Raw genomic sequence first — 21,180 nt, 5'->3', positions numbered from 1 at the left:
ATTAACCTCCAGTTTGATAAAAAGCACGAGATGAGGTTTCATTATCAACAACACTCCATTTATTTTTTTCTGGTTTATTTCTTAATACTTCTTGTAATATTTCTACAGCGGCTTTAATATCACCTTTTCGAACCGCTTCTTTTATGCTTAATGCTTCATCAAAATAAAGGCAAGGTATTAACAAGCCTTCAGCACTTAAGCGTATGCGATTGCAAGAATCGCAAAATTCATGGCTATGAGGATCTATAATTCCAAATTCATAATCATCTGCCTTGTAAATACTCACAGGTGCTTTTTCATCTTTTTTTATAAGTTGAATTTGATATTTTTGACTCAAAATTTGTATAATTTCATCTCTTTTTAATCCTTGTAATTTACCATAAGCATGAGTATTTTCCATAAATTCTATAAAGCGAATTTGAGCTTTTTTTGATTTTGCAAATTCCAAAAGAGATATCAGTTCATCATCGTTTAAATTTTTAAGAGCTACAGTATTAAGTTTTACTTTCAAATCTAGATTTAAAGCTTCATCAATTCCAGATAAAACACTATCTAATACATCTTTTTGCGCAAGAGTTTTTGCTTTTTTGTGATCTAGGGTATCAAGTGAAATATTAAGTCGTTTAAGTCCAGCATTTTTTAGGTCTTTAGCAAAGTCTTTTAGTAAAAATCCATTTGTAGTTATAGCAAGGTCAATATCGCTTTTATAATCGCTAATCATTTTTATAAAAATACTTAAATCTTTTCTTAATAAAGGTTCTCCACCTGTTATACGGATTTTTTCAATTCCTTCGTCTATAGCTGCTTTAACAAATAAAAAAAGTTCTTCGAAGCTTAATAAATTTTCTTTTGGCTGATAATCGAAAGGAATTTTTGGCATACAATAAAGGCAGCGAAAGTTACATCTTTGTGTAACTGAAATTCTAAGATAATTTATCTTTCTACCGAATTGATCTATAAGCATTTATTTTCCATTCTATTTTATTAATTTCTTAAATTTTAAGACAAGTTCTACATTTCCAGTGCCAATGCGTAAATCTTTAGCGATTTGTTCTATGCTTTTTCCTTCTTTGAAAAGATTTTCTATTTTTTGTTCTTCTGTATCGTAATTTGGCGTAAGTTTAGCCATGCTTTGTGCTTTTTGTTCCAAATTTAAAAGACGATTTTGTTGTTCATTTTGAAAATCTTCTATGATATGTTCCATAGTTTTTAGTGTTCTTAAAACAGGAGTGATTTTTGAACTGATTTGTTTATCAAGTTCAATCATAATTTCTTCTTTTAAAAGAGAGGTTTTATAGTCTTCATCCTCTTCGCTATCATCTTTAACTCCTAATTCTTTACGAAAATAATGAAGTTCTTTGGTAATATCTTCTATCACATTTTGAAGTTTTGCTATTTTTGCATTATTTTCTCTTTCTTTGATATTCATATAGGCTAGCATTGCAATTAAAAGCACAATTATAAAAACTAAATAAAGCACATCATCACTCATTCTTGGCCTTTCTTATTTCTTATCATATTTCTTTGAATTTCAACAACAAAAGCATCAAAAGCCATTTTGTCTTCAGGCTTAATTTTGATAATTTTTGCCAATGTTTGACTTTGAGCTTTGATAAAAATAGCTATTTTTTGATTATTTAAATCAAATCTTAAATAATATTCTTTATCTTCTTCTAAAATAGTATCCAAAAAATTTAGATATTCAAAATTTAAAGATTCTATTACCCCTTTTTGCTTAAGTGGTATAAGTTCTTTATTTTTATCTAAAGAATTTTCAAGCCTTAAAATATCTTCTTTTAGACTTAAAAGAAGATCAAAAATAATTTTTTCACCCTCATCAAAATCAATGCGTAAAGCAAGTTTTTTCCATTTTAAAATTTGAGAAATTGCTCCAAGTTTTAGGTATTCTCCAAGAAAACGGTTATTTTCTATTTCACAACATTCTAAATGAGCTTCAAATCCTGCTTTAAAAAGTGTTAATTCCATAATAAATCAATCCAAATAAAAATAAAAAAGATAATACTTAAATAACCATTTAAAGTAAAAAATGCTCTATCAATATGAGCAAAATTTTTATGGACAATCCTATGCTCTAAGGCTAAAATAATACCGCTTATAATTACTCCAATAAGTGCTATTTTTCCAAGTGCTACACCCCAAACTTCCCACACAAAAAGAAGCCAAAATAATACTGCTAAAATATGGCAAAAAGCTGATATAAATAAAGTAGCCTTTGAGCCAAATTTAGCAGGAATAGAGTGAAGTCCTACTTTTTTATCATACTCCATATCTTGTAAAGAATAAAGCAGATCAAACCCAGCTGTCCAAAAAGTTACACCTAAACATAAAATAACGCTATAAATGTGAATTTTACCCATAATTATAACGCTTCCTGCAATAGGTGCAAGTCCTAAACAAAATCCTAAAACTAAATGTGCTAAAGAACTAAAGCGTTTAAAAGCTGAATAAATAGCCAACACAAAAAGAACAGGAAAAGACAAATAAAAAGCTAAGGTATTAATAAAATAAGAACATGATATAAAAATAAGTGCATTAATAATGATAAAAATCCATACGCTTTTTCTACCTATTTTTCCACTGACATTAGGGCGATTTGCACAACGAGGATTATCTTTATCTATATCTTCATCCATTAAACGATTTGTAGCCATCGCAAAATTTCTTGCACCTACTGCACAAATAATGCCTAAAATCAATGCCTTAAAACCAAACCAAGCAGTGTCGTTTGCAAGTTTTGATGCTACAATCATAGAGGAAAATAAAAAAGGTAAAGCAAAAATAGAATGCTTAAATACTACAAGCTCTAAAATATCTTTAAATTTTATCCAGAATGTGTTCATTTTTCTACTTTAAAATATTTTTTGCTATGATTTTACTAAAATTTTTATAAATTTTAGGATAAATATTAAAATGTTTTTTGAAATAGCATTAATAGGAACAACCGCGAGTGGAAAAACATACATAGCCAATACTTTAGCAAGAGAATTTGATGCTGTTGTTTTAAGTCTTGATAGTCTTTGTGTTTATAAAGAGATTAATATAGCAAGTGCCAAGCCTTCACAAGATGATCTTGCGAGTATAAAATACTTTGGGGTAAATTTATTGAGTGTGAATGAACATTTTAATGTTGAGTTATTCATAAGAGAATATCAAAAAGCAAAAGAATTTGCTTTAGCTAGAAATTTACCTCTAATTATAGTAGGTGGAACTGGATTTTATTTAAAAACTATGATAGATGGTTTAAGTGAAAAAACCTTAGAATCAAAGAGTTCTTTAAATAATGATGAAATTTATACTCTTTTATTAAATATTGATCCAAACTATAAAATAGAAAAAAATGATACTTATAGATTAAAAAAATGGCTGGGTATTTATGAACAAACAAGAGAAATTCCTAGTGAATTTTTAAAAAGGACGCAAAAAACTGGGGTACTTAAAGATATAGAAATTTATGAGCTTTCATGGGATAAAGAAATTTTAAAAAAACGCATTCAAACTAGAACAAAAGAAATGCTTGATAATGGGCTTTTAGATGAGGCAAAAATTCTTTTTTCTAAATTTGATCATAAACTTAAAGCATTAAATTCTATAGGTTTGAAAGAGTGTAAAGAATATTTAGATGGAGAAATTTCCTTTAAAGAGCTTGAAAATTTAATCACGATACATACTACACAACTTGCCAAAAGACAAAGAACTTTTAATAAAAAATTTCAAAGTAAAGCCTTGGAATTTGATAAAGCTTTAGCTACTTTAAGAATGAAATTTTCAATCGAAAAATAAATGTTCTATTAGAATTTTTACTCCTAGTATAATTAAAACCAATCCGCCTAAAAGTTCAGCTTTATTTTTAAGATAAATTCCAAATTTATTCCCTATTTTTAGAGCAATGATACATAAAATGAAGGTGATAATACCTATTAAAAATATAGCTAATAATAAATTTACATTTAAAAATGCAAAACTCACACCAACTGCTAGTGCATCGATACTCGTAGCAATTGCTAAAGCTAGCATGGTTTTAAAGCCAAATTGATTGGCATTACTATCGCAATTTTCATTTTCCAATGACTCTTTGATCATTTTTAATCCTATTAAAGAAAGTAAAATAAAAGCTATCCAATGATCAATACTCGCAATAAAAGATGCAAAAGTTATGCCTATAAAATAACCAATAGTTGGCATCAAAGCTTGAAATCCACCAAAATAAATTCCAACAATAAGATAATGTTTTAAATGTAGTTTTTTAACACTAAAACCTTTACATAGTGATACAGCAAAAGCATCCATTCCTAAAGCACAGGATAAAAAAATAAGACTATAAAAATCCATAATAAATCCTAAAATTTTATAAAAAATTGAAGATGAAATTATAATTAAACAAAGATAAAAATCACATAATTTTGATATATTTAATTAAATTTTAAGAAATAAATATATATAATTCAATTTCATTTTTATTTTTTACTCCTTAAAAGTGGCCCATTCGTCTAGCGGTTAGGACATCGCCCTTTCACGGCGGTAACACGAGTTCGAGTCTCGTATGGGTCACCACTTTTTAATTTTTCTTTTAAAATAACAATTTTTTCATTTTTTCTATTGAAATTTAATAAATATTAATAATTTATTTTGTAGAATACGAATAGCTTTTGATATAAGTCTATTATAGACTTATATCAAGGCTGGGCATTATTGAGCTGGTGTTTGCTCTTTTGTTTTTTTGTGAGTTTTAGCTTCATGTTTTTTATCAGCTTTAGCTTTTGAATGATGAGCTTTTGTATGTGTTTGATTCACATCGCTTGGAGTATTAGCTGCAAAAACATTAGCTGCGAAAGCACCTAGTAATGCTGAGATTAGTACAACTTTTTTCATATTTTCCTCCTTATGAATAATTTTTAGTTGCAAATTAATTGTAATTATTAAAAATCAACAAATAGATATTTTTGTAAAAATATTTCAAAAAAATATAATTTTTTATAATATATTTAAATTATTATTAAAATATATTATAAATGTATCTTATTTTATTTAGGTTAAATAAATAGAAATTTTACCCACTAAGCTTTTAAGATATTTTTACTCTTTTTAATATTATTATGGTAATATTTTCAATATCAAACTAAAAATAAAGGAGAAATTATGTTTGAATTAAGAAAATTACCTTATGATACCAATGCTTTTGGTGATTTTTTGAGTGCTGAAACTTTTAGCTATCATCATGGAAAACATCACAATACTTATGTTACAAATCTAAATAATCTTATTAAAGATACTGAATTTGCAGGTAAAGATCTTGTAAGTATTATCAAAACTTCAAATGGGGGCGTATTTAATAACGCAGCTCAAGTTTATAATCATGATTTTTATTTTGATTGCATTAAGCCAAGTACAGGCTGTGGCTGTGGCGGTTCATGTCAAAGTATAGATGCTAATTTACAAGCGGCACTAGAAAAAGAATTTGGATCTTTAGAAAATTTCAAAGCTGAATTTATCAAAGGTGCTACAGGAGTTTTTGGTTCAGGATGGTTTTGGTTAGTTTATAATACTAAAAATCAAAAACTAGAATTTGTAGGTACTTCAAACGCAGCTACACCAATTACTGAAGATAAAGTTCCTTTACTTGTTGTAGATGTTTGGGAACATGCTTATTATGTAGATCATCGCAATGCACGCCCTGCTTATTTAGAAAAATTCTATGCTCATATTAACTGGGAATTTGTTGCAAAAGCTTACGAATGGGCTTTAAAAGAAGGCATGGGATCAGTTAGCTTTTATGCAAATGAACTTCACCCTGTAAAATAACTTTAATCTTTTTTGTGCTAGAATGGATTTTGACATTAAGTCAACATTCTACACAAAAAGGGACAAAAATGGATAATTCTTTATCTGCATATACTCAAAAATATGACAAAGAAGGTTATGGACTTCAATATCCTGATGGTCATGTTATAAGATTTTACGAGAGAATCTTAAAATACAAACTAAGCAAAACAAGTGGAAAATTACTTGATTTTGGTTGCGGAAATGGAGTGCATTCTAAGTATTTTAAAAATATAACCGGGGGGGGGTATAGAGCCTTATGGCATTGATATAGTTCCTAGTTTAAAAAAAGTTTGGGAAAAAGATCCTTGCTTAGATTCTAAAAATTTTCACATCATATCTCCTAATTCTAGCTTTAAAAAACTCTTCAATACAAAAATGGATTTTATATTTGCAAATCAAAGCTTATATTATCTTACAAAACAAGCTTTTAAAGAAGCTGTGCAAGAATTTTATGAACTATGCAATGAAGGAGCTATTATATTTGCAACCATGATGAGCGATAAAGGCTATAGTATGTATGAAAGAGGAGAACTTATGGATAATGGCTTGCGTGAAGTAAAAGGATGTCCAAGTGGTAGATTGAGTGGTTCTTCATATATACGCTTTACTAAAGACATAGAAGAATTAAAAGAAGATTTTAAACCTTTTAAACCTTTATTTTGGGGAGATTATGAATTAATTAATCTGTATAATTTTGAAGGCAGTGTGGAGCACTTTATTTATATAGGACAAAAGTAAGTGCTCTAGCACTTACTCTCCTAAGCTTGGAGTCATTTCGATAATCTTCCAAGGAAGTCCTTGAGAATTCAGTTCTTCCATAAAAGGCTTAGCGTCAAATTCTTCCATATTAAACACGCCTTTTCCTTGCCAAATCCCTTTAGCGATTAATTTCGTACCTATCATAGCAGGAACACCTGTAGTATAGCTCACAGCTTGTGCACCAGTTTCTTTATAACATTCTTCATGATTGCAAACATTATAAATATAAACTTGCTTGTCTTTTCCATCTTTTTTACCACGAATCACACAACCTATATTGGTATAACCTTTAGTGCGTGGTCCCAAACTTGCAGGATCAGGAAGTAAGGTTTTTAGAAATTCTATAGGAATGATTTCTTTTCCTTGGTGCATCACAGGTTTAATCCCTAACATTCCAACATTTTCAAGACATTTCATATGAGTTAAATAACTTTGTCCAAAGGTCATAAAAAAGCGTATTCTTTTTAAACCTTTGATATTTTTTACCAAACTCTCAAGTTCTTCGTGATAAAGCAAATAGCTATCTTTCACACCTACTTCTGGATAATCCCACTCCATTTTTATTTCCATAGGCTGCGTTTCTATCCACTTGCCATTTTCCCAATAACGCCCTTTAGCAGAAACCTCACGCAGGTTGATTTCAGGGTTAAAATTGGTCGCAAAAGCATAGCCATGATCACCTGCATTGCAGTCTAAAATATCTATATAAGAAATTTCATCAAATAAATTTTGCTGTGCATAAGCACAAAAAACATTAGTTACACCAGGATCAAATCCACTTCCTAAAAGTCCTAAAATTCCTGCTTGTTTAAACTCATCATTTCTCACCCATTGCTCTTTGTATTCAAATTTAGCTAAATCAGGATGTTCATAATTTGCCGTATCTACATAATCAATTCTTGCTTTTATACAAGCATCCATTAAACTCAAATCTTGATAAGGCAAAGCCACATTGAGTAAAATTTGTGCTTCTGTTTTCTTGATAAGTTCTACAACTGCATTGCTATCATCAGCATCAATTTGTGCCGTTTCAATTTGAACCCCTAAACGCTCTTTGATAAAAGCAGCGATTTCATCACATTTGCTTTTTGTTCTACTAGCTAAAGTGATTTTACTAAAAGTATCAGAATTCATTGCACATTTTACAGTAGTCACACGACTTACCCCACCTGCGCCTATGATTAAAAGATTTTTCATTCCTATCCTTCAAAAATTTTTTTGATTTTATCAAATTTAAACTAAAAATTGATAATATCAAAACTTATTTTCTCTTCTAAATCATAACTTGAACTCACCAAAATAAAAAAAATTATATTTTTATAAAGTAATTTTAGCCTACAAAAAGCCCCTAAAAATTCTTTTTGTAAAATTTTAGCCTCAAAGCGATTTCCTATTTTAAGCTCTGCATAACCAAAAATATAATTTTTTGAAGCTATCCAAGCAAAAAATTCATCTTCTAAATCAAGTTTTTCTTCTATGATATTTAAATCAGGTAAAATTTGTGCACTTTTAAAATCAGGTTTAAAATAAAGTTCTTTAGGATTTGCATGAGCTAAAATTTTTCCTTTTTCTAAAAAAGCGATTTGATCAGACATGCAATAAGCATCTTCAATATCATGAGTTACCATAATAGCCGTAATGCCTTGATTTTCTATCATTTTTTTCAATTCTCTTCTTAAATCCTGTTTTAAATTTTGATCCAAATTAGAAAAAGGTTCATCTAAAAGCAAAAGCTGACATCCTCTTGCTATAGCTCTAGCAAAAGCCACTCTTTGCGCTTGCCCTCCTGAAATTTCATCGATTTTTTTATATCTTAAATCTTCAATTTCAAAAGTTTTAAGCAAATGATTTAAAATTTGATTTTTATCTTTTTTATCGTAAAGTGCAAAAAGTATGTTTTTCTCAACATTTAAATGAGGAAATAAAGCATAATTTTGAAACATCAAAGCCACTTCACCTTTGCAAGAAAACAAATCATAAGAACTAGCTTGTTCAAGCTTAGCAATAATCCTTAAAAGCGTGCTTTTTCCGCTTCCACTACCTCCTAAAATGCTTAAAAATTCTCCTTCTTTGACATGAAGATTGATATTTTCTAAAGCTTGTATTTTTCCAAAATTTTTAGATAAATTTTTAATTTCTAACATCATCTTTCCTTGTGATTTTATCCATCCAAACAACAACCATTAAAGAAAGAAAAACGATAAACAAGGAAGGCAAAGCTGCATCATAAATTCTTTCATCACTTGCAAACCAGAAAGCTTTAACACTTAAAGTTTCAAAGCCAAAAGGCGCTAAAATTCTACTTAAAGGAAGTTCTTTAATCGTATCAATAAAAACAATAATAAAAGCCAAAAATAAAAAATGTTTCATTAAAGGTGTGTGAATTTTAAAAAATAAAATAAAATAACTCGTTCTTAAATTTAAACTTGCCTCATCAATATTTAGATGAATTTTATTATAACCTCCTTCTAAAGAATAAATTGCACTCGCTAAAAAACGAATTACATAAGCAAAAACAAGAACAAGTAAAGAATTTCCTAATAAACTCATATGAAAAATTTTATCCAAAAATACAAAAAGCACTATAATACTAATCCCTAAAGCAGCAGCAGGTATAGAATAACCCAAAGAACTTATTTTTAAAATAAATAAATTAAAAAAATGATTTTTAACTATCCTAGAACTAAACATCAAAAAATAAGCTAAAAAAGTGGTAATTAAAGCAGTGACTAAAGCTAAGATTATAGTTTGAAAACTGATAATATAAAATTGTGATTCAAAAAGCTTATGATCTTTTAGCCCCCAATAAACTAGCCAAATAAAAGGTAAAATAAAACCTACAAAAGCAATCATAAAACAATAAATACAGGATAGAATTTGTTTAATAGGATTTAATTTTCTTTTTTTGATAAAAAGAGCTAAATTTTGATTAAAACTATAATGATGTTTATTTTTATAATAATAATCCACATACATAATCAAAAATACAAAAAGCATTAAAATACCCGATAAAACACTAGAAGAATAAGAATCATTCAAATCATACCAGAGTTTAAAAATTCCAGCCGAAAAAGTATCCACTCCCAAATAAGCACTTGCACCATAATCACTCAAAGTTTCCATTAAAACCAATAAAGCTCCAGAAAAAATGGCAGGTCTTGCACTCAAAAGTGCCACGCGTGTAAAAATTCTAAATTCAGAATACTTCATGATTTTAGCTACTTCATAAGCCTCTTTAGCTTCACTTTTAAAGGCTGTTTTAGCAAATAAATAAATATAAGGATATAAAGAAATAGCCAAAACAAAAATAACACCATAATGATTGAAAAAATCTATCCTAAAGCCAAAATTTTCGTGAAAAAATCCTTGAAAATCCATAATTCCCACATAAACAAAGGCTAAAATATAAGCAGGTATGGCTAAGGGTAAAATGAGTAATTTTTCTAAAATTTTACAGAAATAAAAATCATAATTTGCGATCAAATAAGCAGAACTCACACCCAAAATCAAGCTTAAACACAATACTCCCATGCTAATTATAAAAGTATCTTTGATGAATTTTAAAAATAAATAATCAAAAAAATGACTCAAATTTTCTTTAATAGATGAAAATTGGGTTAAATTACTTGTATTAAAATTTTGAAATAAAATATAAAAAAGTTCAGCAAAAATACCAAAAATAGGTAAAGCAAGAAAAAGGGCAAGTAAAATTGCCCCGAGTTTATAGTATTTTAAGGTTTTATACATTATCTAAAACCGACTTCATCGTAAATTTTAACCGCTTCTTTAATATTTTCTGCTATCTTACTCACAGGGATTTGATCTTCTTTGAAAGTTCCAAAATCTTTTACCGTTTGGCTTAATTCTACATCATTTCTTATAGGAAATTCATAATTACTATCAGTAAGAATTTTTTGAATTTCAGGACTTAACATAAATTCCATAAATTTTTTAACCGCATCTTGATTTTTACTTGATTTTGTCATAGCAATACCACTAATGTTAATATGCGTTCCTCTATTGTCTTGATTAGGAAAAATAATACCCAAAGAATTCCCCACTTCTACATCTTTTGGATTTTTAGAATTCTTTAAAAGCCCTATATAATAAGTATTCATAACTGCAAATTTAGCTTCGCCTGCAAATACTTGTCTGGCTTGATCTCTATCTCCACCCTTTGGATTTGTCGCAAGATTATCAAGCACACCTTTAGCCCATGCTTTAGCCTCTTTATTTCCATCATTAGCTATAATAGATGCTAAAAGAGTTTTGCTATAAGGAGCTGTAGCACTTCTCATAACAATTTCTCCTTTAAATTCAGCTCTTGCTAAATCTTCATAATTTTTCATTTTGCTAATGTCAATATTTGCGTTTTTGTTGTAAGCAATAATTCTTGCTCTTTTTGTGATCGCAAACCATTCTTTATCCTTATCTCTTAAATGAGCAGGTATAAATTCTTCTAAATATTTTGATGAAACAGGAGATAAAAGTCCTAAATTTTTAGCTTCTGTAAGATTTGAAATATCAGCTGTGATGAAAATATCAGCAGGGGAATTACTTCCTTCAAGAGAAAGCCTTTTAATAAGTTCTGAAGCTTTAGCTTGAGTATGATTGACCTTAATACCTGTTTTTTCTTCGAATTTTTTGATGATTTCAAAATCAGCATCATAATGTCTTGCTGAGTAAATATTAAGCTCACTAGCACCTAAAAATGAAAAAGCCGTTAAAAACATAAGAAAGATTTTTTTCATATTTTATCCTTTATTGAGAATTATACTCGGTTTTATTAAGATCTTTAAAATCAGTATGAGAATGTTCAGAGCAAGCAAAAGCAAAGCCAACGCATAGTAAAAATAAAATTATTTTTTTCATAGACATTAATTCCTTTTTAGATATTTTGATAAGAAATATTAATATTAAAAAGTAAATATGACGTAATCTTTATATTTTTATATTTCTTTAAAGAATAAAGAGGTTTATTTTTGACACATGTGTTGATAAATTTATGATTTTTAATAAACTCTTGATTAAATAAAGTTGATTAAAATTTTTCTTTTAAAAGGTAGTAGCATGTTTTCTTCATTTTTTGCAAGTAAAAAATGGGCTTTATGGGCTTATTTGGGACTTTTTTTACTGTTATTTTTCTTATATATACAAACAAGCTTAAACGTTGCAATCAATTCATGGTATAGTGATTTTTACAATGTTTTACAAAAGCCAAAAATAGAACTTTTGGATTCTAATTCTACGCAAAAAATAGAAGAAAATCTTGAAAATAATACCACTTTAATCCAAGAGGCTAATCAAAGAGCTGAGCAAAATTTCCAAAAAGCTAATTTTATCAATAAAGGCGCATTGTATTATTATCAAAATTTATTAGAATATTTTTTCAACTCTAGGGCTATGATTGAAAAGCCAAATTATTCAGCAAATGATTTTTATGCTTTGATTTTAGTTTTTTTGGCTATTGCTATTCCTTATGTTTTAATCGCTACGATTAATATCTATTTTGCTAGCGTCTATGCTTTTAAGTGGCGTGAGGCTATGACTTTTTCTTATTTAAAATTTTGGAAAAATAAAGATGATAATATAGAAGGAAGTTCGCAAAGAATTCAAGAAGATACTTATAATTTTTCTAAAATTGTAGAGAGTTTAGGACTTAGTTTTATAAAAGCTTTGATGACCCTTGTAGCATTTATTCCGATTTTATGGAGTTTAAGTGATGTTGTGAGTAAAGCTTTATTTGCAAATTTAAGCGAAAATTCTTCTTTTTATTTTTTAAAAAACATTGATGGTTTGCTTGTTTATATTGCACTTTTGATTTCTTTAGGAGGCTTGGTTGTGTCGTGGTTTGTAGGTATTAAGCTTCCTGGACTTGAATATAACAATCAAAAAGCTGAAGCAGCTTTTAGAAAAGAGCTTGTTTATGCTGAGGATAATCGCAAAGAATACGCTAAAAATGAGACTATGATAGAGCTTTTTACAGGGCTTAAATTTAACTATAAAAGACTTTTTTTACATTATGGATATTTTAATATTTGGCTCATTTTATTTGAGCAAATGATAGTTATAGTGCCATTTTTAATCATGGCACCAGGGCTTTTTGCCGGAGCTATAGGACTTGGTATTGTAATGCAGATTAACAATGCTTTTGATCAAGTACGAAGCTCTTTTAGTGTTTTTATCACAAACTGGACAACTATCACTCAACTTAGAAGTATATATAAGCGTTTAAAAGAATTTGAGAAAAATATTTCTTATAAGTCTTAGTTTTTTCTTATAAAATACAAGAAAAAATTCAAATATTAAATTTACTTTTAATTGTGTATAATAAGGTTTAATAATATTTTATTTCTTAAGGAGCTTCATTGGACCCCAGTCAGGTTTTGGATTTAAACCAAACTTCTACAGCATCTTTTGATGCAGGATATTCTATACTTATGGTTGTTGTTGCACTTGCTCTAGTGTTTTTAAATGGTTTTTTTGTTTTGTCTGAATTTAGTATTGTTAAAGTACGTCGTTCCAAGCTTGAAGAGATGGTAAAAGAAAAAAAAGCTGGTGCCAAGAAAGCTTTGGAGGTTACTTCAAGACTTGATACTTATCTTAGTGCTTGTCAATTAGGAATCACTTTAAGTTCTCTAGCTCTTGGTTGGATAGGTGAGCCTGCTATTGCAAAAATGCTAGAAATTCCGCTTATTAATCTTGGTTTTAGCACTGTTATTATCCATACTATAGCTTTTATTATTGCTTTTAGTATTATTACTCTTTTACATGTGGTTTTAGGAGAACTTGTGCCAAAAAGTATAGCTATTGCAGTTGCAGATAAAGCGGTTTTATTTATAGCTAGACCTCTTCATTGGTTTTGGATACTCTTTTTGCCTTGTATTAAAATTTTCGATTTTTTAGCAGCTATAAGTTTGAAACTTTTTGGAATAAAACCTGCTAAAGAAAGCGAGCTAACTCATAGCGAAGAAGAAATTAAAATCATAGCAAGTGAGAGTCAAAAAGGTGGAGTTTTAGATGAATTTGAAACAGAGATCATACGCAATGCTGTTGATTTTTCAGATACTGTTGCTAAAGAGATTATGACTCCTAGAAAAGATATGATTTGCCTAAATAAACAAAAAAGTTACGAAGAAAATATGCAAATCATTTGTGAACATAAACATACTCGCTTTCCTTATATTGACGGTTCTAAAGATACTATTTTAGGGATGATACACATACGAGACATAATACAAAATGAATTAAGCCATAAAAGTCAAAATTTAGATACTTTTGTTAAACCTTTGATTTTGGTTCCTGAAAATATCAGTATTTCAAAAGTACTTGTAATGATGAATAAAGAACGCTCTCATACTGCATTAGTAGTTGATGAGTATGGTGGAACTGCTGGAATTTTAACCATGGAAGATATCATGGAAGAAATTATTGGCGAAATTAAAAGCGAGCATGAAGAAGACAGCTATAAAAAACTTGCTGAAAATATCTATGAATTTCAAGGACGATGCGATATAGAAACTGTTGAAGAAATGCTTGTAATAAACTATGATGAGGATTTAGAACAAGTTACTATAGGTGGATATGTATTTAATCTTTTAGGACGCTTGCCTATGGTAGGAGATCGCATTGAAGATGAACTTTGTTACTATGAAGTTAAAAAAATGGACGGGAATTCTATAGAGCGTGTTAAGGTGGTTAAAAAAACAAATAAAGATGAAGAATAAGCCTCTTTAGGCTTATTTCTTTTTGTAAATTTGGTTTTTAATTTCTATACACTCAAAACCTTTTTTATCTAGTGTAACTACGCGTAAATATCCACCACCATCTATTTTACCCTCGCATAAAAATACTCTTTTGGCTATTTTCATAGGAAGTTTTTCTTTATTTCTGTGTCCAAAGATTTGATAAAGATTGTCCGAGGTGAAATTACAAAATTGATTTGCTACTTTTTGACTGTCTTCATATCCACCTACACCATAAATAAAATCATGGCTTGGTATAAAACTTATTTTTTCAGGTTTGGAGGGTATAAAATTTACTCCTCCATGTGAACAAAATATGAATTTATTTTGGAATTTGTAGTATAAACATTCTTTTAGATGAGGATAGAGTTTTCTAGCATCTCTTGGAGTAAGTTTTTCTTTTCTAAAATCCTTTAAAGTATTTTCATTAAATTCTTTGGAATTTGACAATTCTCCATTAGCCCATTTTATAAGATGTCTTTCGTGATTTCCTTCTAATAAGCATACATTTTCTTTTTCACAAATTTTTAAAAGAAATTTTATTACTTTGCCATTTTCTATACCTCTGTTGATATAATCTCCCAAAAATATATAAAATTCATCTTCTTTGATTGTTTTAATGTATTCTTTTAAAACACTATAACAACCTTGTAAATCTCCTATATGATGAATTTTTTTATATTTGCTTAAATTTGGCATTTGGTAAAGACATTTTTTCCAGTCGCTCGAGTCTAAAATTGGGTATTTTTTTGGATTTTTTTTGAGTAAATCTTGAGTTTTTTCCAAAAGAGCATAAGGGATGATATATCCATTTTTTTTAGCTTCTAAAAGATTTTTTTCTTGACATTGTTTTAAAGAGCTATCAAAAACAATAACATACATTTTATAGCGATATTGTTTAGCTAAGTCTTTGTAAATTTTTAATGTTTCATTGTAAGCGTTTATGATGCAAAACTCACCTTTTTGCATACGCATTTCTAGAAGTTTGAGTAAAATTTTACTCAAATCTTCATCATTTTTAACATTTAAAATTTTATATTCACTGACTATATTTTTAACGCTTCCTGATAAAAGACGCAAAGCATTTAAATCAAGTGTATAATTTTGAAGTTTATTATTTTTGATAAATTCTTCTTGTCCTGCGTAATAATTCCCTCTTAAAACAAGTAAGATTCGCACATTCTTTGCCTAGATTTTCTTTAAAAATTCAGTTTTTAAAACAATAACGCCAAATTTATCTACTCTAGCCTCAATTTCACCTTCTTTAGAAGTGAGCTTAATATTTTTTATAGTAGTTCCACGTTTTAAAGTTGTACTTGCGCCTTTAACCTTAAGATCTTTTATTACACTCACGCTATCACCTGCGTTAAGTTCTGTTCCATTAGCGTCTTTAGCCATTTTTTTCCTTTCTTTGATCTAAAATATTTAAAATTTGCACCACTAAAGCAAAAGCCATAGCAGTATAAATATATGCCTTATCAATATGAATATCAAAACTTTCAGCAACTAAAACTACGCCTATTAACACCAAAAAAGCTAAAGCTAAAATTTTAATGCTTGGATATTTTTCAACAAAATCTGCTATAGGTTTAGAAGCAAAAAGCATCACAGCTACTGCGATAATAACAGCGATAATCATGATGGTTACATCTTGAGCAATTCCTACTGCGGTAATAACACTATCAAGTGAAAATACTATATCAATCACAGCAATTTCAGCTACAACTATCCAAAGTTTATTGCTTGCTTTAAAATGACTTTGACTTTCTTCTTGATGAGAAATTTGCTCTTTAATTTCTTTAATAGACTTTACAATCAAGAAAAGCCCACCTAGTAAAAGAACTAGATCTCTTCCTGAAATTTCATTGCCCAATACACTAAACAAAGGTGTTACAAGTTTCATCACCCAAAAAAGAGATAAAAGAAGTAAAATTCTTGTAATCATTGCAAAAGCTAAACCTAAGATACGTCCTTTATCACGATGTTCAGGGGGTAGTTTGCTTACTAAAATAGCTAAAAAAATGATATTATCTATCCCTAGTACAATTTCAAGAGCACTTAAAGTAGCTAAAGTAATCCAAGCATCAATACTAAATATCCATTCAAACATAAATTTCCTTGAAAATTTTAAAATTTTTTAAAGCGATATTTTATAGTTTTAAAGCAAATACCTTTAATTCTTTAAGAAAAAATTTCAATCACACTTAAGGGTAAAATTTCATGTTCTAGGCTATGAATTTTTTCTTCAAATTCTTCAAAACTCAAATTTCTTTTTTCAAAAGCTTTTTGAGCTATAATCATTCCACCATCAAGTTCTTCACTGACCCAATGCACACTCACACCAGCCACTTTCATATCACTTTCATAACTTTCTTTAATCGCATGTGCTCCTTTAAAAAGGGGTAATAAAGAAGGATGAAGGTTAATTGCCTTAATATTTTTTGTAAAAACAGGACTTAAAATTCTCATAAAACCTGCTAATACAGTAAGATTTGCTCCACTTTCTTTGATTTTTTGTACCAAAATCGTATCAAATTCTTCACGAGTATTATAAGCCTTATGATCAACAATGACAGTATCAAGACCAAATTTTTTTGCCCTTTGTATACCAAAAGCATCTTTTTTGTTACAAAGGCAAAGTACTACTTCATAGGTATTTTCCCCTATGGTTTTTTTATGAAGTTTTTCTAAAATATTTTCTAAATTACCTCCATTTCCACTAAAAAGTACAGCTAATTTTACAAGCATTTTAATCCTTTGATAAGTTTTAAAGCGTCAAAGCTATTTTTATTAAATTTATATTTTTTTGCAACAAGTCCATGAGCTAAAGTAGCATTTTTTGCTGCTTCTAAAGCGCTAAAACCAAAACCTAAATGTGCAGCAATCATTCCACTTAAAACATCTCCACTCCCACCTTTAGCTAAGGCTTGATTTCCTAAATTTACAACAAATAATTTTTCTTTTTGTGCAATAATAGGATTTGCTCCTTTTAAAACAAGAACACAATCATAATTTTGTGAAAATTTTCTAGCATAGAAAAAGCGATTTTTTTGCAATGTTTCTATATCTAAATTCTCATCAAAGCACATTTTATAAAGTTTTATAAATTCTTTTGGATGAGGGGTTATAACAATATCTTTTCTGTTTAAATACCAAAGCAAAGCTTCACTTAAAAAGCAGTTTGCATCCAAGATCAAAGGAGTGTTTTGCAAAATTTCATCTTTTAGAAAATCCAAATTTTCAAGCCCCATACCTAAAGCAATAGCACTTGCATTATTTTCAATTTTTTCTTTTAACATCAAAAGAGGCGAGAAACTTTTTTGTGCTACTAAAGAAACAAGACCTGCTCCAAAATTTAAGGCTCCAAGTCCTGCTAAAGTTCCAGCACTTGCATTGGCAACTATATAAATATGGCCAAAATTTCCTTTATTGGCGTTGATTTTTCTATCTATAGTTTTTAAATCTTTTTTTTCAAGCAAAAAAGCTTGAGAATTAGGGTAAAATTTCTTAGAGCTAATGCCTAAATTGGCTATTTTAATCCTTCCTACAAATTCCTTAGCAAAATCTTCAAGTAAAATTTCCTTTAAAGCTCCCATACAAAATGTAATATCAGCTTTAAAACAAGGATAAAATCCCAAATTTGTAGGTATATCACAAGCTATTTTTAAAGCTTTGCTTTGATTAACTTTTTGAATAATTAAACTTGTTTTTTCATCTAAACAACGATTTGAACCTGTACCTAAAATACAATCAACAATAATATGAAATTTTTTAAAATTGGGTTCTTTTTTACAAAATTTAAAAGCATAATTTTGTAAAATTTGCTCTTGTTTTTTAAAAAGCGTATTTTCTTTAAAGCCTATTTTATAAGCTTTAGCGTGTTTTAAATTTCTTAAAGCCACCAAGCCATCTGAAGCGTTGTTACCCCCGCCTAATAAAAAAAGTGTTTTTACTTTTCTAATCTTGCGTTGAATGCGAATTTTTTTAGCTTCTTTTTTAATCAGCTTGGCTAAATTTAATCCTGCATTTTCCATTAAAATAAGCTCATCTAAGCCTTTATTTATAGCATTTTGTTCTAAAATTTTTATATTATCAATAATAGCTTTCATAATCTTTTTTCACTAAAAAATATATATTTTTTTCTCTTTCTTCTTCAAATTTTTTCATTTTAGGTAAAAATTTCTGGATCAAAGCACGAAAATTCTTAAAACCATAATTTTGCGGATGAAAATCTGAGTATTTGCGGTTCATATTAGTGCGGATTTGTGCGTATTCAGCGCGCCCTTTTTCATCGATAAGCTGTTCGGTGATATTGATTAAAGCTCTTAAATAATCCTTACTTAAAATATCTTCTTTTTTACTCTCATCTTTATCTAAATAAAAAAATTCACTAAAAGCATTTACATAGGATTTTATAGACTTTTCAAGCCCCATTCCTATAACTTGTTTTTTATTTTCTCTTAATTTTTGAATGAGTGAAGTATAATCACTATCGCTTGAAACAATAACAAAAATATCTATATTTTTTTCATAAAATATGGACATGATTTCAGTGATTAAATACATATCGCTTGAGTTTTTGTTGGCTGCAAAATTAAATTGTTGCATAGCGATTAAAGAATATTCAGCAATTTGCTCTCTCCAACCTTGTATATTTTTTTGAGTCCAATCCCCATAAATGCGTTTAATGATAACCTCTCCATAATCTGAAGCAATATCAAAAATACTTTTAGCGTATTTTGCAGGGATATTTTCTGCATCTATAAAGATAGCTATACTTTTATTTTCCATTTTAATTCCTTGCTCTAAAGCTTAAAGCTTCTAAAATATGGGTTTTGCTAATATTAAGACTTTGTTCTAAATCCGCTATACTTCTTGAAACTTTTAAAATTTTATTGAGTGATCGCAAAGAAAGATTATAACGTGAAATTGCTAAATCTAGCGTATCTTTGGCATCTTTTTCTAGTACACAAAAACGACTTAAATCTTCATCTTTTAATTTCCCATTAAATTCTTTTTGCCCCCGTTTTTTACCAAAAATAAAAGCTTGTAAAATTTTTTCACTCATTTCTTTAGAACTTATACTCGTTTTATCATCCTTGCTGATCTCATCCATAGCTACATAAAGATCAATCCTATCCATAATAGGAGCTGAAATGTGATTTTTGTATTTTTTAATCTCATTTTCACTACAAACACAAGAAAGATTTTTAGAAAATAAATTTCCACAAGGACAAGGATTTTGGGCAGCTATAAAGCTAAATTTTGTTTCATAAGTGATTTTAGAATTTACTCTTGAAATATGAATTTTATGATCCTCTAAAGGCTCTCTTAAACTCTCTATGATTTGCTTGTTAAAATGTGGAAATTCATCAAAAAACAATACTCCACCATTTGCAAGTGCGACTTCTCCAATTCTAGCATTTTTTGTTCCTCCGCCAAAAATACTTGCTCTTGTAGAAGTATGATGAGGATGACGAAAAGCACGAATTTTAGTAAATTCACAATCTTTTGAATCTAAAGACATATAAGCATTTTGCATTAAAATTTCACTTAAACTTTGAGGAGGCATGATATAAACAAGGCGTTTAGCACACATACTTTTACCACTTCCTGGACTTCCTTCAAATAAGATATTATGCATACCTAAAGCAGCTATCATACAAGCTCTTTTGGCTTTTTCCTGTCCTTTGATATCTTTAAAATCAAGTTTAAAATCCATATTTTGTAAAAAAATTTCATTTTCTATTTGTAAAGGGCTTGCGAATAAAGGATGATTGTGAGAAAAGCGAAAATTTTCATAATTTTTTTCTTTAAAAAACTCTATTGCTTCATTTAAATTTTCAAGTCCATAAACCTCTAAATTTGGTATCATGGAAGCTTTTTGTGCTATACTTTTTGGAACAACGATTTTAGCTTTTTTAATTTTAGCAGAAAGAAACAAAAGCAAAGAAAAAAGCTCATTTGTGCTTTTAATACTTCCATCAAGTCCTAATTCTCCTACTACAAAAAAGTCATCTAATTCTTCATTTTGCAAAAGGATTAATAAAGCGATAGCCAAATCAAAATGCGATCCCTTTTTTGGGATGCCTGAAGGACTAAGATTGATAGTAATTTTTTTAGCAGGAAAAGCAAAATCACAACTTAAAAGTGTGGCTTTGATGCGTTCGACACTTTCCTTAATCGCTACACTTGCAAGTCCTACTATGCTTAAATTTGGCAAACCTCTTGTAAAAGTGGATTCTACCTCTATAATGTCTAAGCCTTCATGAAAGCTTATGCACTTTAGTTTTTTCATTTCTCTTTTTTATGATTTTTCTTCTTTTTCTTAAATTCTTTATCGAATTTTTGACGCTTAGCAAAAGAAATTTTTTCTATAAATAAATGTCCATTCAAATGATCATTTTCGTGTTGAATAGCCACAGCTAAAAAACCTTTTGCTTCAAGTTCTTTAAATTCTCCAAAGCGATCTTGATATTTAAGCAAGATATGATTATAGCGTTTCACTTCTTCAAAAAAATCTGGCACACTCAAACACCCTTCGGTACAAGTGATCATTTCTTCATCTAAAGGAATAATTTCAGGATTGATAATCTCTAGCAAATCTTCTTTTTTTTGTTCATCATTTTCATTAAAAATATTTACAAGTAAAACACGCAAAGGAATATCTACTTGAATAGCCGCTAAACCTACTCCATTACTTGCTATCATAGTTTCATACATATCATCAAGCAAGGTGTGAAGTTCTGTATCAAATTTATTTACAATTTCAGAGTTTAAAAAAAGTCTAGGATTAGGATAAGTGATAATTTTTCTAACCATTAAAAAGCCTTTG

General features: G+C 28.8%; 24 protein-coding genes, 1 tRNA gene and 1 pseudogene. 7 read left to right on the top strand and 19 right to left on the bottom strand.

Translation table 11 applies throughout. The annotated features are described in order from the left end of the window. Position 1: 1 nt before the first annotated feature. Genes moaA through mqnP form a run of 4 tightly spaced genes read right to left on the bottom strand, consistent with a single transcriptional unit; the run spans position 2 to position 2,861 of the window. The gene (moaA, locus tag AJN56_RS00790; protein ID WP_002868437.1) at positions 2-964 is read right to left on the bottom strand and encodes a GTP 3',8-cyclase MoaA; all 963 of its coding nucleotides are present in this window, start codon (positions 962-964) and stop codon (positions 2-4) included. Between the two features lie 12 nt (positions 965-976). Further along, positions 977-1,492, bottom strand: coding sequence for a DUF6115 domain-containing protein (locus tag AJN56_RS00785; protein WP_002851715.1), 516 nt, complete (start codon positions 1,490-1,492; stop codon positions 977-979). After that, on the bottom strand, positions 1,489-1,986 hold the full coding sequence (locus AJN56_RS00780) for a hypothetical protein (protein ID WP_002854663.1): 498 nt from the start codon (positions 1,984-1,986) through the stop codon (positions 1,489-1,491). The genes AJN56_RS00785 and AJN56_RS00780 overlap by 4 nt, the downstream gene beginning before the upstream one ends. Further along, a complete protein-coding gene (gene mqnP, locus AJN56_RS00775) occupies positions 1,977-2,861 on the bottom strand; it encodes a menaquinone biosynthesis prenyltransferase MqnP (protein ID WP_070246194.1) in 885 nt (294 codons plus the stop codon). The genes AJN56_RS00780 and mqnP overlap by 10 nt, the downstream gene beginning before the upstream one ends. 70 nt (positions 2,862-2,931) lie before the next feature. Between mqnP and miaA the strand changes: the two genes are divergently transcribed. Beyond that, the gene (miaA, locus tag AJN56_RS00770; protein ID WP_070246196.1) at positions 2,932-3,801 is read left to right on the top strand and encodes a tRNA (adenosine(37)-N6)-dimethylallyltransferase MiaA; all 870 of its coding nucleotides are present in this window, start codon (positions 2,932-2,934) and stop codon (positions 3,799-3,801) included. Here miaA and AJN56_RS00765 read toward each other — a convergent pair. Beyond that, positions 3,787-4,350, bottom strand: coding sequence for a manganese efflux pump MntP family protein (locus tag AJN56_RS00765; protein ID WP_002851996.1), 564 nt, complete (start codon positions 4,348-4,350; stop codon positions 3,787-3,789). The genes miaA and AJN56_RS00765 overlap by 15 nt on opposite strands. A 147-nt stretch (positions 4,351-4,497) precedes the next feature. Here AJN56_RS00765 and AJN56_RS00760 point away from each other — a divergent pair. Further along, positions 4,498-4,572 (top strand) — tRNA-Glu (locus AJN56_RS00760). Positions 4,573-4,707: 135 nt separating this feature from the next. Here the strand turns inward: AJN56_RS00760 and AJN56_RS00755 are convergent. Continuing rightward, positions 4,708-4,890, bottom strand: a complete 183-nt coding sequence (locus AJN56_RS00755) for a hypothetical protein (RefSeq protein WP_002851904.1) — start codon at positions 4,888-4,890, stop codon at positions 4,708-4,710. A gap of 267 nt (positions 4,891-5,157) precedes the next feature. Here AJN56_RS00755 and sodB point away from each other — a divergent pair, with 267 nt between their 5' ends. The 3 genes from sodB (at position 5,158) to AJN56_RS08830 (ending at position 6,579) form a co-directional block, all read left to right on the top strand. After that, entirely contained in the window at positions 5,158-5,820 is a 663-nt protein-coding gene (gene sodB, locus AJN56_RS00750; RefSeq protein WP_002851662.1) for a superoxide dismutase [Fe], read from the top strand. Between the two features lie 68 nt (positions 5,821-5,888). Continuing rightward, the gene (locus AJN56_RS08835) at positions 5,889-6,107 is read left to right on the top strand and encodes a hypothetical protein (protein ID WP_002857297.1); all 219 of its coding nucleotides are present in this window, start codon (positions 5,889-5,891) and stop codon (positions 6,105-6,107) included. Positions 6,108-6,216: 109 nt separating this feature from the next. Beyond that, positions 6,217-6,579, top strand: a complete 363-nt coding sequence (locus AJN56_RS08830; RefSeq protein ID WP_002870694.1) for a hypothetical protein — start codon at positions 6,217-6,219, stop codon at positions 6,577-6,579. Positions 6,580-6,591: 12 nt separating this feature from the next. On the opposite strand, the gene AJN56_RS00735 is transcribed toward AJN56_RS08830, so the two are convergent. The 5 genes and pseudogenes from AJN56_RS00735 to AJN56_RS00715 form a co-directional block, all read right to left on the bottom strand. Further along, positions 6,592-7,797: a saccharopine dehydrogenase family protein gene (locus AJN56_RS00735; protein ID WP_070246198.1), complete on the bottom strand. Its 1,206-nt coding sequence runs from the start codon at positions 7,795-7,797 to the stop codon at positions 6,592-6,594. 41 nt (positions 7,798-7,838) lie between these two features. After that, on the bottom strand, positions 7,839-8,747 hold the full coding sequence (locus AJN56_RS00730; RefSeq protein WP_011812693.1) for an ABC transporter ATP-binding protein: 909 nt from the start codon (positions 8,745-8,747) through the stop codon (positions 7,839-7,841). Then, the gene (locus AJN56_RS00725; protein ID WP_002869056.1) at positions 8,731-10,347 is read right to left on the bottom strand and encodes an ABC transporter permease; all 1,617 of its coding nucleotides are present in this window, start codon (positions 10,345-10,347) and stop codon (positions 8,731-8,733) included. The genes AJN56_RS00730 and AJN56_RS00725 overlap by 17 nt, the downstream gene beginning before the upstream one ends. Further along, positions 10,347-11,351: a Fe(3+) ABC transporter substrate-binding protein gene (locus AJN56_RS00720; RefSeq protein WP_009881850.1), complete on the bottom strand. Its 1,005-nt coding sequence runs from the start codon at positions 11,349-11,351 to the stop codon at positions 10,347-10,349. Before AJN56_RS00720 ends, AJN56_RS00725 begins: the two co-directional genes overlap by 1 nt. Then, positions 11,348-11,478, bottom strand: a pseudogene (locus tag AJN56_RS00715) (hypothetical protein). Before AJN56_RS00715 ends, AJN56_RS00720 begins: the two are co-directional and overlap by 4 nt. 192 nt (positions 11,479-11,670) lie before the next feature. Between AJN56_RS00715 and AJN56_RS00710 the strand changes: the two are divergent. Beyond that, positions 11,671-12,870: a putative transporter gene (locus AJN56_RS00710; RefSeq protein WP_002866340.1), complete on the top strand. Its 1,200-nt coding sequence runs from the start codon at positions 11,671-11,673 to the stop codon at positions 12,868-12,870. A gap of 98 nt (positions 12,871-12,968) precedes the next feature. Beyond that, positions 12,969-14,327, top strand: coding sequence for a hemolysin family protein (locus AJN56_RS00705; RefSeq protein WP_002854239.1), 1,359 nt, complete (start codon positions 12,969-12,971; stop codon positions 14,325-14,327). A 12-nt stretch (positions 14,328-14,339) separates the two neighbouring features. Here the strand turns inward: AJN56_RS00705 and AJN56_RS00700 are convergent, their stop codons facing one another. The 8 genes from AJN56_RS00700 to def form a co-directional block, all read right to left on the bottom strand. Then, positions 14,340-15,524 (bottom strand): metallophosphoesterase, encoded by a 1,185-nt coding sequence (locus AJN56_RS00700; RefSeq protein WP_002854511.1) that lies wholly within the window; start codon positions 15,522-15,524, stop codon positions 14,340-14,342. Positions 15,525-15,533: 9 nt separating this feature from the next. Further along, positions 15,534-15,743 carry an alkylphosphonate utilization protein gene (locus AJN56_RS00695; RefSeq protein ID WP_002857271.1) on the bottom strand — a complete coding sequence of 70 codons (210 nt, stop codon included), beginning with the start codon at positions 15,741-15,743 and terminating at the stop codon, positions 15,534-15,536. Next, entirely contained in the window at positions 15,736-16,455 is a 720-nt protein-coding gene (locus AJN56_RS00690; RefSeq protein ID WP_002851673.1) for a TerC family protein, read from the bottom strand. The genes AJN56_RS00695 and AJN56_RS00690 overlap by 8 nt, the downstream gene beginning before the upstream one ends. 71 nt (positions 16,456-16,526) lie before the next feature. Continuing rightward, the gene (purN, locus tag AJN56_RS00685) at positions 16,527-17,093 is read right to left on the bottom strand and encodes a phosphoribosylglycinamide formyltransferase (protein WP_002869059.1); all 567 of its coding nucleotides are present in this window, start codon (positions 17,091-17,093) and stop codon (positions 16,527-16,529) included. Beyond that, the gene (locus AJN56_RS00680) at positions 17,084-18,454 is read right to left on the bottom strand and encodes a bifunctional ADP-dependent NAD(P)H-hydrate dehydratase/NAD(P)H-hydrate epimerase (RefSeq protein ID WP_002854658.1); all 1,371 of its coding nucleotides are present in this window, start codon (positions 18,452-18,454) and stop codon (positions 17,084-17,086) included. Before AJN56_RS00680 ends, purN begins: the two co-directional genes overlap by 10 nt. Continuing rightward, a complete protein-coding gene (locus tag AJN56_RS00675; protein ID WP_002826913.1) occupies positions 18,438-19,136 on the bottom strand; it encodes an NYN domain-containing protein in 699 nt (232 codons plus the stop codon). Before AJN56_RS00675 ends, AJN56_RS00680 begins: the two co-directional genes overlap by 17 nt. 1 nt (position 19,137) lies before the next feature. After that, positions 19,138-20,643, bottom strand: a complete 1,506-nt coding sequence (locus AJN56_RS00670; protein WP_002854276.1) for a YifB family Mg chelatase-like AAA ATPase — start codon at positions 20,641-20,643, stop codon at positions 19,138-19,140. Further along, a complete protein-coding gene (gene def / locus AJN56_RS00665; RefSeq protein ID WP_002869061.1) occupies positions 20,640-21,167 on the bottom strand; it encodes a peptide deformylase in 528 nt (175 codons plus the stop codon). The genes AJN56_RS00670 and def overlap by 4 nt, the downstream gene beginning before the upstream one ends. Between the last annotated feature and the right edge of the window lie 13 nt (positions 21,168-21,180).

This window comes from Campylobacter sp. BCW_4319 (genome assembly GCF_001764435.1).
Taxonomy (GTDB): domain Bacteria; phylum Campylobacterota; class Campylobacteria; order Campylobacterales; family Campylobacteraceae; genus Campylobacter_D; species Campylobacter_D jejuni.
This window is presented reverse-complemented; position numbering and strand designations above follow the sequence as displayed.